This window comes from Sagittula sp. SSi028, from assembly GCF_048553715.1.
Taxonomy (GTDB): domain Bacteria; phylum Pseudomonadota; class Alphaproteobacteria; order Rhodobacterales; family Rhodobacteraceae; genus Sagittula.
The window spans coordinates 667995-680644 of sequence record NZ_JBLZNC010000001.1; the positions used below are offsets into that span (position 1 = coordinate 667995).

The 12650-nt window shown below is 58.7% G+C and carries 9 protein-coding genes and 3 pseudogenes; 4 read left to right on the forward strand and 8 right to left on the reverse strand.

Annotation, left to right across the window (positions count from 1 at the left end; genetic code table 11):
* Positions 1 to 79 precede the first annotated feature (79 nt).
* Positions 80 to 2407: a Tex family protein gene (locus ACN5AZ_RS03230; protein ID WP_419427399.1), complete on the reverse strand. Its 2328-nt coding sequence runs from the start codon at positions 2405 to 2407 to the stop codon at positions 80 to 82.
* A gap of 209 nt (positions 2408 to 2616) precedes the next feature.
* Between ACN5AZ_RS03230 and ACN5AZ_RS03235 the strand changes: the two genes are divergently transcribed.
* Genes ACN5AZ_RS03235 through ACN5AZ_RS03245 form a run of 3 tightly spaced genes read left to right on the forward strand, consistent with a single transcriptional unit; the run spans position 2617 to position 5153 of the window.
* On the forward strand, positions 2617 to 4029 hold the full coding sequence (locus tag ACN5AZ_RS03235) for a cytochrome ubiquinol oxidase subunit I (RefSeq protein WP_419427400.1): 1413 nt from the start codon (positions 2617 to 2619) through the stop codon (positions 4027 to 4029).
* A gap of 12 nt (positions 4030 to 4041) precedes the next feature.
* Entirely contained in the window at positions 4042 to 5043 is a 1002-nt protein-coding gene (gene cydB, locus ACN5AZ_RS03240) for a cytochrome d ubiquinol oxidase subunit II (protein WP_419427401.1), read from the forward strand.
* Positions 5043 to 5153 (forward strand): DUF2474 family protein, encoded by a 111-nt coding sequence (locus ACN5AZ_RS03245; RefSeq protein WP_419427402.1) that lies wholly within the window; start codon positions 5043 to 5045, stop codon positions 5151 to 5153. The genes cydB and ACN5AZ_RS03245 overlap by 1 nt, the downstream gene beginning before the upstream one ends.
* A 32-nt stretch (positions 5154 to 5185) precedes the next feature.
* Here ACN5AZ_RS03245 and ACN5AZ_RS03250 read toward each other — a convergent pair whose 3' ends face one another.
* The 5 genes and pseudogenes from ACN5AZ_RS03250 to ACN5AZ_RS03270 form a co-directional block, all read right to left on the reverse strand.
* Positions 5186 to 5404, reverse strand: coding sequence for a DUF3299 domain-containing protein (locus tag ACN5AZ_RS03250; protein WP_419427403.1), 219 nt, complete (start codon positions 5402 to 5404; stop codon positions 5186 to 5188).
* Positions 5343 to 6032 (reverse strand): ABC transporter permease, encoded by a 690-nt coding sequence (locus tag ACN5AZ_RS03255; protein ID WP_419427404.1) that lies wholly within the window; start codon positions 6030 to 6032, stop codon positions 5343 to 5345. The genes ACN5AZ_RS03250 and ACN5AZ_RS03255 overlap by 62 nt, the downstream gene beginning before the upstream one ends.
* A 127-nt stretch (positions 6033 to 6159) precedes the next feature.
* Complete coding sequence (locus tag ACN5AZ_RS03260) at positions 6160 to 6345, reverse strand: hypothetical protein (protein ID WP_419427405.1); 186 nt, start codon at positions 6343 to 6345, stop codon at positions 6160 to 6162.
* 172 nt (positions 6346 to 6517) lie between these two features.
* Positions 6518 to 7000: pseudogene (locus ACN5AZ_RS03265) on the reverse strand (ATP-binding cassette domain-containing protein).
* 74 nt (positions 7001 to 7074) lie between these two features.
* Positions 7075 to 7452, reverse strand: a pseudogene (locus tag ACN5AZ_RS03270) (ZrgA family zinc uptake protein); the annotation flags it as partial.
* A 261-nt stretch (positions 7453 to 7713) separates the two neighbouring features.
* On the opposite strand from ACN5AZ_RS03270, the pseudogene ACN5AZ_RS03275 reads away from it, so the two are divergent.
* Positions 7714 to 8605: pseudogene (locus ACN5AZ_RS03275) on the forward strand (integrase core domain-containing protein); the annotation flags it as partial.
* 192 nt (positions 8606 to 8797) lie between these two features.
* Here the strand turns inward: ACN5AZ_RS03275 and lon are convergent.
* Positions 8798 to 11209 carry an endopeptidase La gene (gene lon / locus ACN5AZ_RS03280; protein WP_419427406.1) on the reverse strand — a complete coding sequence of 804 codons (2412 nt, stop codon included), beginning with the start codon at positions 11207 to 11209 and terminating at the stop codon, positions 8798 to 8800.
* Positions 11210 to 11493: 284 nt separating this feature from the next.
* Complete coding sequence (locus tag ACN5AZ_RS03285; protein ID WP_419427407.1) at positions 11494 to 12576, reverse strand: alkene reductase; 1083 nt, start codon at positions 12574 to 12576, stop codon at positions 11494 to 11496.
* Positions 12577 to 12650: the final 74 nt, after the last annotated feature.

Sequence of the window (12650 nt, forward strand, 5' to 3'; positions counted from 1 at the left end):
TGACGCCGTTCGCGAGACATGAAAAAAGGGCGCGCCCCCACCGGAACGCGCCCCATTGATTCGACCAAAGTCGTAGATGTCAGCGTTTTTTCATTGCGGCCATCAACGCATCGCCCAACGCGCCGGTGCCCCCTTGCGCCGGTTTGTTGCCGCCGCCACGCGGAGCTTTCGGCGCGGGACCGCGCCGCTCGGGCTTGCCACGTGGACCGGTATCCCGCGCGCCCCGCTCGGCCTTGGCCGAGGCACCGCCATCCTTGCGCATGGTCAGACCGATCCGTTTGCGGGGCACATCCACCTCTGTCACCGTGACCTTAACGACATCGCCCGCCTTAACCACCTCATGAGGATCCTTAACAAAGCGGTCCGCCAACTGGCTGACGTGGACCAGACCGTCCTGATGCACGCCAATGTCGACAAAGGCCCCGAAGGCCGCGACATTTGTCACGGTCCCTTCCAGTACCATACCGGGTTTGAGATCCTTGATATCCTCGACCCCGTCCGCAAAGCTTGCTGTTTTGAACGAGGGGCGCGGGTCACGGCCCGGCTTCTCAAGCTCGCCCAAAATATCGCGCACGGTGGGCAGGCCAAAACTGTCATCGACGAATTGCTCTGCCCGCACGCCTTTAAGCGCCTCCGGCTGGCCCATGATGTCGCGGATGTCGCGCCCGCAGGCCTGCACGATACGGCGCGCCACATCATAGGCTTCGGGGTGCACGGAAGAGGCATCGAGCGGCTCCTTGCCGTCGCGGATCCGCAGGAAGCCCGCGCATTGCTCATAGGCCTTGGGGCCAAGGCCCGGCACCTTGAGCAGCGCCTTGCGGGTGGCAAAGGCCCCATAGGTGTCACGGTAGGCGACCACCGCTTCGGCCAACCGTTCTGACAGGCCCGCCACATGGGCCAGCAAAGGCGCAGAGGCCATGTTCAGATCAACGCCCACGGCGTTCACCGCATCCTCGACCACACCGGCCAAGGCCTGCGCCAGACGACGTTGGTCCACATCATGCTGATATTGGCCGACGCCGATGGATTCGGGGGTGATTTTAACCAGTTCGGCCAGCGGGTCCTGCAGACGCCGCGCAATCGACACCGCCCCACGCAAGGACACATCGAGATCAGGAAACTCTCGCGCGGCCAGCTCGGACGCGGAATAGACCGACGCCCCTGCCTCTGACACCACGACCTTTGTGGGCTTGTCGCCTTGCAACAGTTTCAGCGTGTCGGCCACCATCCGCTCGGTTTCTCGCGAGGCGGTTCCGTTGCCGATGGCGATCAGCTGCACCTTATGGCGGGCGACCATCTCGACGATTTTGGCTTGCGCCCCGCGCAGGTCCATTTTGGGCTGGAACGGATACAAGGTCGCGGTTTCCAGCAGCTTGCCGGTCGCATCGACCACGGCCGCCTTGACCCCTGTGCGAATGCCCGGGTCCAATCCGAGGGTGGCCTTGTTCCCTGCGGGAGCGGCCAGCAATAGATCCTTCAGGTTACGGGCAAAGACGTTAATCGCCTCCTCATGGGCGCGGCGGCGCAGCTCTGACAGAAGATCCACATACATCGAAAGCGACAGTTTCACCCGCCATGTCCAGGCCGCGGCCTCGCGCAGCCAGGTGTCTCCCGGTCCTTGGCCCGGCACACCGATTGCGGCGGCGACCATATCGACAGCGCGCTGTTGGCCCGTGTCAGGGTCCGGCGCGATTTCAATGGTCACTATCTCTTCCTTGGCGGCACGCAGAATGGCCAGCGCACGGTGGGACGGAATGGTGGCCCAGGCCTCGCTATGGTCGAAATAGTCCGAAAATTTCGCCCCGGCCTGCTCTTTGCCCTCAACGACTTTGGCGGAGATCCGCGCCTCGCGCATCATGAAATCCCGCAAAGCCCCCAACAGCTGCGCATTCTCTGTCAGACCTTCTGCCAGAATATCACGCGCGCCGTTTAGCGCATCACGGGGGGTGGGCACCGCCTCGCCAATGAACGCCTCAGCCAGCGCCGCCGGTTCTTTGCCGCGCTGCGCAAGGATCTGGTCAAGCAACGGGGCCAAGCCGTTTTCACGCGCGATCATCGCCTTGGTGCGGCGTTTCGGCTTATACGGCAGGTAGATGTCCTCGAGCGCAGCCTTGGTGTCGGCCTGCATGATCTGTCGGGCCAGATCGTCGCTCAGTTTGCCCTGCCCTTTGATTGTGTCGAGAATGGTGGCGCGGCGGGCCTCCATCTCGCGCAGGTAGGTCAGGCGATCCCCCAAGGTCCGCAATTGCGTGTCGTCCAACCCGCCGGTCACCTCTTTGCGGTAGCGCGCGATGAAGGGCACAGTCGCGCCGCCGTCGAGCAGCTCGATTGCCGATACGACCTGCTTGGAACTGGCCGCGATTTCTGTGGCAATGGTGCGGGCGATACGCTCTGCTGTCTGGTCCAATGTGGCTCTCCTGAACTGCGGGAGCACCGTTCTAGCGGCCCGTCGTCGTCGGGCCAAGCCCCCAACCGTTGCGGGCGACACTGGGCTGCGGAAAGACGCGCAGCGCGCGCGGTCCGAGACAAAGCCGCGCAGGCCACCCGTTTGATATGGAAGGCAGGCCGCAACCGCCTATGTGTTAACGCGACGCAAACAGGTCACGGGGTGAGCATATGGTGTTAGAAAGCTTTTCCGCAGAAACACTGGCGCGGGTGCAATTTGCCTTTACCGTGTCGTTTCATATCATCTTTCCGGCGTTTTCTATCGGATTGGCCAGTTATCTGGCGGTCCTGAACGGTCTTTACCTCAGAACGCGCGATGAAAGTTATCTGAAGCTCTTCAATTACTGGAAAAAGATCTTCGCCGTGGCCTTTGGCATGGGCGTCGTGTCGGGCATTGTCATGTCCTATCAATTCGGCACCAATTGGTCCGTGTTCTCGGACAAGGCCGGTCCCGTGGTCGGCCCCTTGATGGCCTATGAGGTGCTGTCAGCCTTCTTCCTTGAGGCAGGTTTCTTGGGGATCATGTTGTTCGGACGCAGCCGTGTGGGAGACAGGCTTCATATGTTTGCGACCGCTATGGTGGCCTTTGGCACCTTGATGTCGGCCACGTGGATCTTGAGCGTGAACAGCTGGATGCAAACGCCCGCAGGGTTTTCCATCGCCGAAAACGGTCAGTTTGTGCCAGAAGACTGGTGGGCCATCGTGTTCAACCCGTCCTTCCCCTACCGTCTGGTGCATATGGTGCTTGCCGCCTTCCTGACGACGGCTCTGGTCGTGGGCGCCGTGGGCGCATGGCACCTGCTGCGCGACCGCGCCGACCGCGAGGCACGCACCATGTTTTCCATGGCCATGTGGATGCTCGCGCTTGTCACGCCTTTGCAGATTTTTGCGGGTGACATGCACGGGATCAACACGCTGGAACACCAGCCCGCCAAGGTCATGGCGATGGAGGGCCATTTTGACAGTCACCCCGAAGGCGCACCGCTGATCCTGTTCGGCATCCCCAACCAAGAGGAAAAGCGCGTCGATTATGCCATCGAGGTACCCAAGCTCAGCTCCCTGATCCTGAAACACGATCTGAACGCACCGCTGGACGGGCTGGACACCATTCCCGACGAGGATGAACCCCCGGTGGCCATCGTGTTCTTCAGCTTTCGTGTGATGGTCGCCTTGGGCTTTGCGATGTTGGGTCTGGGGATCTGGAGCCTGTTCGCGCGCTACCGTGGCACCCTGTATGACCAACCATGGCTGCACCGCGCCAGCCTTTTGATGGGGCCCATGGGATTTGTGGCGGTTCTGGCCGGCTGGATCACCACCGAGGTCGGGCGTCAGCCCTTCACCGTGTACGGCCTCCTTCGGACATCGGACAGCCTTGCGCCTGTGGACGCGCCTGCAGTTGCGGCTTCGCTGATTGCCTTCATTGTGGTCTACTTTGCCGTCTTTGGCGCCGGTACGATCTACATCCTGCGGATGATGAGCAAGCCGCCCGCCAGCCCGAAACTGGGTCTGCGCGACGGCCCCATCCGTACCGCAGGGATCACGCCTGTCCATCAAGAACACCCCGAAGCACCGGGCCAAGACTAAGGAAACCACGATATGGAATTCGATCTTGCATTCATCTGGGCCGGACTGATCGCCTTTGCGGTGCTGGTCTATGTCGTTCTGGACGGGTTCGATCTGGGCATCGGTATCCTGTTCCCCTTTGCCAAGACCGAAGACGACCGCGATTTGATGATGAACTCCGTCGCGCCGGTCTGGGACGGCAACGAGACATGGTTGGTACTGGGCGGCGGCGGGCTGTTTGCGGTGTTCCCGCTGGCCTATGCGATCGTGATGCCGGCGCTGTATATGCCGATCATCCTGATGCTGTTGGCACTGGTGTTTCGTGGCGTGTCCTTTGAATACCGATGGCGGACAGGGAACAAAACGGGATGGAATGCGGCATTTTTTGGCGGATCGCTGGTCGCAGCCCTGTGCCAAGGCATCGCTTTGGGTGCCTTGGTCCAAGGGATCGAGGTCGAAGGCCGCGCCTACGCAGGCGGCTGGTTCGATTGGCTGACCCCGTTTTCCCTGCTGACCGGTGTGGCTGTCGTGTTGGGCTATGCCCTGCTTGGGGCCACATGGATCGTGATGAAGACAGAGGCGGACATCCAGATCCAGATGCGCCGCTATGCGTGGGGATTGGGCGTTGCCACCCTTGCGCTGATTGGCGTGGTCAGCCTGCTTACGCCGTTTCAGGACGCGGTCTATTTCGAGCGTTGGTTCAGCCTGCCCGGCAGCCTGTGGTCGATGCTTGTGCCGGTCATGATGCTGGCGCTGGCGTGGAGTTTCTTCACCGGATTGCGCGACCATTCCGACCTGAAGCCGTTCCTGTCGGCGCTGGGTTTCTTTGTGGTCAGCTTTGTGGGCATCGGCATCAGCTTTTATCCGATGATGGTGCCGCCCGCCCTGACCATTCAAGAAGCCGCAGCCCCTGACAGCAGCCTTTTGTTCACCCTTGTGGGCGCGGCGATCCTGCTGCCAATCATTCTGGCATATACCGCCTACGCCTACTGGGTGTTTCGCGGCAAAATGGACCCGGCCGAGGGGTATCACTGATGCCTCTACGCGAGACCGCAAAACGCTGGGGCTGGTTCATCGCCATTTGGCTGCTGAGCGTTCTGGCCCTGAGCCTGGTGGCGATGATGATCCGAGCCGCAATTCTATGACGTCAGGGCCGCGATGCCATCGCGGCCCTGTTCTATTGTCCCCGCCCTTTATGGACGAAAGCGCGTGATGCGATTGGCCGCCATGGCATAGCATAGCCGACATCCGCCAACTCTGTGGCCAACGAAGCAGTGCTGAACAGACCTTCGACGGTGACCGCCTCGAACAGGCCATCGTTTTCGTAAGGCGCGTCAGTCGTGACCAGAACAAGCTGGTTGGCAGGCGGGGGCGGCACGTGGATGCAGGCGCCCACCTAAGGCAGGCAGCAGGCTTGCAATGGCAGCGGCAAGGATCACACCTGCGAGAGCCAGCGCCTCGGGCCCTGCGGGCGGGTTGATTGGCAACCAAATCCCGAAGTGCGCATCGATTGCGGGACGTGCCAGTGCGAGCGCGCCGTACAACAGGACCACTCCCACCACAGCCCCAATCGCGGCCACCAAAACCGCCTCGCACGCCAGTAGGCCAAGAATGGTGATCGGGCTGGCCCCCATGGCGCGCCCAATGGCCATCTCACGCCGGCGTTCATTCAAAGACGCAAAGATCATCGCCAACATCCCCATCAGGGCGGTCACAACGACCATAAACGACACACCGACCAAAGCGGTTTCTGCCACACCGACGATCTGCCAGAGCTGGGCCAAAGCCACTCTGGGCAGAATGGCCAACAACAGCTCCTCTGAGCAGTCGTTTATCGCGCGTTGCAGGCCAAAGATCTGCAAGCGCGATTCAACCCCGACCAAGGCGGCCGTGATCGCTTGGGGCTGTAAATCCATCTGGCGGATCACCTTGACCGGCGTGGTGTTCGGCCCTTTGGCCCCGCTTTGCCAGTCAACGTGAATCACCTCCATGGCCTGTAAAGAGACGATAACCGTCCGATCCACCGGCGTTCCCGTGCGTCTCAAGATCCCAGCCACACGAAAGGGTTGTTCATCATGATCCGCGAATGACGCGACACCACGATTGGGGCGTCCCCGTCATAGCCCAACGCATGCGCCACCAGGGCCCCGATCACCGCATCATATAAATCATCCAGCCCGGTCCCATGCGCCACTTCCAACGCGCGCCCACCCCGACACCGGTAATGATCAAAGAATGCCTGCGTCGTTCCCATGACGCGAAATTGCCGGTGGCTGTCCCCGGTTTTTCGACGCCCAGAAAAAGGCCGACAGACAAGGCAATGGCCAGAACGGGCATTCCGACGGTTAGTGCCCGGGCCATAAGTGACTGAAAAGCCGATCGCACAACCATGCGGCCCCCCGCGAGGTAGTGACAATCTCTGCCAACCGAACGAAACGGTCGGACCGAACTGAGAGCCGTACGTCATGGCTGACCATCAGGACGGTTGCTTCAGACATGCGGGCTTGCTCTAAAAGTGTGTCAACAAACCCTTTCTGCCCGGCGCACCCAACGCAGACCTCGGTTCATCCGCCACAATCAAGGGTGGGCTGCCGATCAAGGCCCGCGCTACAGCAACCCGCTGCTGTTGCCCGACGCTCTACCGGCTTGCGGTCACTTGGCTTATGTTGTCAGGCAGATGCAGTGCCCTGCACAAGCTATCTGCCGCGGTACGCCCACCCGCACGCTTGCGCCGTTGCGGCGCGAAACGCAGCGGCAACAGGATGTTGTCAGCGACGCTCGCGTCGGGCAGGAGGTTGAATTGCTGGAAAATAACGCCGATTTGCTCGGCTCTGAAGCGGTCCCGCTGCGACGGGCGCAATCGAGATATATCCGAGCCGTTGATGCAAACCTGTCCGCTTTGCGGATGCGCAATACCGCAGATGATTGAAAGCAGTGAAGATTTGCCCGACCCGCTTGCGCCAAGCAACAAAACACGCTCTCCCTTGGCCACCGAAAAATCCGGGGATAATCCGCATGAAAGCCATTATGCCCGGCTTCATGTTCGTCATGCCCACCATGGCCGTGGTCATCGTGATCTTCATGTCCGTGGTCATCGTGGTCGTGAGCTTCATGGTCTGGCGTAGCCCCGCCCAAATGCAGCTCCGCTTCGGCAGATTGAACGCTACAGCCAGCGGCTTCGGGCATTTTGAAAACAGTTTCGGACGTTTCAAGCATTCTCAAAGCAGCGGCAACCGCCTGCCGATCCTCCTGTTGCTCCAGCGGATGTTTGAAACCCACAACGTCCATTCCCGGCGCCATGATCAAAATCTCCACCTGATCATTCTCGACAGCGATTTGTATCACAGGTTCACCGTGCACGCGGGCATCTAGCTGACGAGGCTCCTGCGCCAAAGCAGGAAATGCGCCACTCGCCAATATCGGCAAAAATCCGATACTTTTCATAGCCTTACCCTTGAAGCCAGTCTTTGAAGTAAGTCATTCTAATTGCAAGCACGCATTTCCGTACATCGCCCCACCGAAACGTAACGTCATAACATCACAGACGACAAGTGCACGTCTGGCGGTGTTCGATTAAGGCACCGACCTGCTCCCCTGAACAGTCCGGTGTTTTGAGTTAGCCTGTTCTCCAACAAGGTGACAGACGATCAAGAGAAGCCGTTTCAGCGACGAACAGATTATCGAGATAATGAATGAGCATCAGGCTGGGCCATGAAAGAGAAGCGATATAATCAGAAGTGGGCCTGTGTTTTGGCCGGGATCGATCCGCGCGTCTACCGACGTGTGTCAAAGCGGCCAGCGGATACCGAGCTGAGGGATCGGTTGAAAGAGCTGTCATCTAAACGAAGGCGGTTTGGCTATCGACGGCTGCACATCCTGCTCAAACGCGAAGGCTGGAAGGTTAACTGGATCGAAGCCCGTAAAGCAGACGATCCGGGGGATCGTTTGTGGGGCGGAGCGCTGTATCGGATCTACCCGAAGAAAGGTTAACGTAACTTTAACGGAATGGTCGCAAGCGTGCAGTGGGCACTCGAGCACCGATCATTGCCCGGCAGGCGATTGCAAAGCAATCTGCCGATAGGGGCGATCCCGCAGGGGCCAAACCAACGGTGGTCGCTCGACTTTGTGTCCGACAGTCTGTCATGTGGCCGCAGGTTCCGCATTCTCAACGTGATCGATGACCTCAGCCGCGAGTGCTTAGCTGCGGTGGTCGATACGTCACTATCGGGAGATCGGGTTGTACGGGAACTGGATCGCATTGCTGAGATGCGCGGCTACCCTTGCTTGGGGGTCAGCGACAACGGCACAGAACTGACCTCGAACGCCATTCTGAAATGGCAGAAGGACCGCAAGGTCGAGTGGCATTACATCGCGCCAGGAAAGCCCATGCGAGACACGGCTTCGTCGAGAGCTTCAATGGCCGCCAGCGCGACGAGTGCCTTAACGAGCACCTGTTCGCCAACCGTCGTCCATTGGGCTCGAACCAATGGCGCCTTCAATGGACGACCATGCCAGAGCACTCATCTCGGCTTGGCGCAATGACTTCAACAATCACCACCCACACACAAGCCTCGCTGGCATGACGGCAGCTGAATAGGCTAACCGGTCAAAGGAAGACCAAAACCTGAACAGAGCTTACCTAAATTAGCGGAAGCAATGGGGAACAGGTCAGCGCACTTAGATTATTGGCAGCATGATCACATGATTAGGCTGCCACATGCAAAACCCCCGGCAGCTGATGCCACCGGGGGTAATTTATATTTATGCAAACTGTGGAGTAAGTGCGCGCTTAATGCGCAACAGATCCCGCCCGCGCCTCTTCGGAGGATTTCGCCGCAGCCGCGGCCGCAGCCTCTTCCGCCGCCTCGTCCCATTCGATCGGCTCCGGCTTGGACACCAACGCCTGCGCCAGAACTTCAGAGACATGCTTCACGGGAATGATCTGCAGCCCCTCTTTGACGTTGTCCGGAATATCCGCCAAATCTTTCTCGTTTTCTTCGGGAATGAAAACGGTTTTGATCCCACCGCGCAATGCGGCCAGCAGTTTTTCCTTCAAACCACCAATCGGCATGGCGTTCCCGCGTAAGGAAACTTCGCCCGTCATTGCTACATCCTTACGCACCGGGATTTGCGTCAACACCGATACAATCGAGGTTACCATGGCAAGACCGGCCGAGGGACCATCCTTGGGTGTCGCACCATCCGGCACGTGAACGTGGATATCGAGCTTATCGAATTTTGGCGGTTTCACACCGATTTCGGGCGAGATCGAGCGTACGTAGGACGACGCCGCATCAATCGATTCCTTCATCACATCGCCAAGTTTACCGGTCGTTTTCATCCGACCTTTCCCCGGCAGTTTCAACGCCTCGATATGCAGCAGGTCCCCACCGACGGAGGTCCAGGCAAGCCCGGTGACCACGCCGATCTGGTGTTCGTCTTCGGCCAATCCATAGCGGTGCTTTCGCACGCCCAAGAAGTCATTCAAATTGTCGGAATTCACAGAAACTTCGTTGGTCTCTTTCTTAACAATTTTCGTGACTGCCTTACGGGCAATCTTGGCGATCTCGCGTTCAAGATTCCGCACACCGGCCTCGCGGGTGTAATAACGCACCACATCCGTCAGCGCTTCGTCCGAAACTTCGAATTCACCTTTCTTAAGGCCGTGGTTCTTTACCACTTTATCCAAGAGGTGCCGCTTGGCGATCTCGAGCTTCTCATCTTCGGTGTAGCCGGACAGGGAAATGATCTCCATCCGGTCCAGAAGCGGACCCGGCATGTTGTAGCTGTTCGACGTCGTCACAAACATGACGTTCGACAAATCGTACTCCACCTCAAGGTAGTGGTCGACGAACGTCCCGTTTTGTTCCGGATCAAGCACCTCCAACATTGCAGAAGCGGGATCACCACGGAAATCCTGCCCCATCTTGTCGATTTCATCCAACAAGATCAGCGGGTTTGTGGTTTTCGCCTTCTTCAGCGCCTGAATGATTTTGCCAGGCATGGAGCCGATGTAAGTCCGGCGGTGGCCGCGGATCTCGGATTCATCGCGCACCCCGCCAAGGCTGATGCGAATGAATTCACGACCAGTCGATTTGGCGATTGATTTGCCCAGCGACGTCTTACCAACCCCGGGAGGTCCGACAAGGCAGAGGATCGGCCCTTTCAATTTCTGGCTGCGCGCCTGAACCGCAAGGTATTCGACAATGCGCTCCTTAACCTTATCCAAGGAGTAGTGGTCCGCGTCGAGGATATCCTGCGCGCGGTTAAGGTCTTTCTTAACGCGCGATTTTGTACCCCACGGAATCGACAGCATCCAGTCGAGGTAGTTGCGCACCACGGTGGCTTCCGCTGACATCGGCGACATGTTCTTGAGCTTCTTAAGCTCGGCATCCGCCTTTTCGCGCGCCTCTTTCGACAGCTTGGTGTTGTTAATCCGCTCTTCGAGCTCGGCGATCTCGCCTTCGCCCTCTTCGCCGTCGCCAAGCTCCTTCTGAATGGCCTTCATCTGCTCATTCAGATAATATTCACGCTGCGTCTTCTCCATCTGGGATTTAACACGGGTTTTGATCTTTTTCTCGACCTGCAACACGGACATTTCGCCCTGCATCAGGCCATAGACCTTCTCCAACCGCTCCGCCACAGACAGCGTTTCCAGAAGTTCCTGCTTTTGTTCGACTTCGACGCCCAAGTGGCCCGCAACAAGATCTGCGAGCTGCGCGGGTTCCGTCGCCTCGGAGACGGCGGCCATGGCCTCTTCGGGGATGTTCTTTTTAACCTTGGTGTAGCGCTCGAATTCCTCGGCAACCGTATGGGTTAACGCTTCGACCGTGGCAGGATCGCCTTCCATCTCGGTCAGGTATTCCGCGCTTGCTTCGAAAAATTTCTCGTTCTCGATGTAGTTCGTGATGCGCACGCGGCTCTGGCCTTCGACCAGAACCTTGACCGTACCATCGGGAAGTTTCAGCAATTGCAACACGTTAGCCAGCACACCTGCGCGGTAGATCCCCTCTTGATCGGGGTCATCCACAGACGGGTCGATCTGACTGGCCAGCAATATCTGCTTGTCGTCGTTCATCACCTCTTCCAGAGCGCGAACCGATTTTTCACGGCCCACAAAGAGCGGCACGATCATATGCGGAAAGACCACAATATCGCGCAGCGGCAGCACTGGGTAAGACGGGTTAAGAGGCTGTTTCATGCTCGCGTTTCCTGTTCTTGGCAGGACGGCCCTGCCCCGCTTTGCGGCAGCTTGGGTCGTCCCCGGAGGGATGACTATATTTGGGGAAGCTCGCTCATATTTCAAGCAAGTCTTGAGGTTATCCCCTCCAATATCGTTTCGATTTAGAATGACCTCACCGGACCGCGGGCGCAAGCGCCGTTGAACCCGTTGCAGCGCCTAGGTCGCGGCCAGCGCACCGGCTGCGGCGCCGTCGCGGGTGCCGTGGTTAACACTCCGCGATGGCATAGGTTTTTTAACTAAGGTTACGCGTCGAACGCCGGATAATCGGTATACCCGGCGCGTCCGCCGCCATAGTACGTATCCGGATCCCCATCTGCCAATGGCTTATCACGCTTCAAACGCTCAGCCAGATCCGGATTGGCGATGTAGGGACGCCCGAAAGCCACCAGATCCACATCTCCCTCCGCGACCCGAGCCATCGCCAACTCGCGGTCATAATTGTTGTTGCCCATCCATGCCCCATCAAACAGGGCTTTTAGTGCACGAAGATCGACGTTTTCGGGCAGATCACGCGGGCCTCCGGTCTGTCCTTCGACGATGTGAAGATAGGCCAACCCGCGTCCGCTCAGACTGCGCACCACATATTCAGCAAGTTCCGCAGGATCGCTGTCCTCCGCGCCATTTGCGCCCGAAAACGGAGAAATGCGCACGCCGACACGATCCGCTTGCCAAGCCCTTGTTACCGCATCGACAATTTCATTAAGGAACCGCCCACGGCATTCGAAACTGCCGCCATAGTCATCGGTGCGTTTGTTCGTGCCGTCCTTTAGGAATTGGTCAATAAGGTAGCCGTTTGCTGCGTGGATTTCGACCCCGTCAAAACCAGCAGCACGCGCATTCTTTGTGGCTTGGCGAAAATCTTCGACAATCCTTGGAATCTCGTCTTTGTCCAAGGCGCGCGGCGTCGACACATCGACCATTTGCGTGCCATCGAAGGTTTTTACCCCTTCGGCGGCAATCGCGGACGGGGCAACCGGTGCCTGCTCGTTTGGCTGGAGAGAGCGATGAGACACGCGACCAACATGCCATAATTGCAGGACTATTTTGCCACCCACCTGATGGACCGCCTCCGTCACCTTCCGCCACTGGTCAATCTGCACAGCGGAATGGATTCCGGGCGTCCACGCGTATCCTTTACCCTCCGGCGAGATCTGGGTGGCCTCCGTGATGATGAGGCCCGCCCCCGCGCGTTGACGATAATAGTCGATGTGCATGTCCATCGGCGCGTCATATTGCTTTGCGCGGTTTCTGGTGAGTGGCGCCATAACCACGCGGTTTCGCAGGGAGATGGCGCCCACGGTGATCGGATCAAACAGTTCGGGCATGTTAAGGTTGCCTTTCAGGTATCGTGACATCGGCTTCGTCGAGCGAAGCCTGACATCAACAATCCCTAACGCAA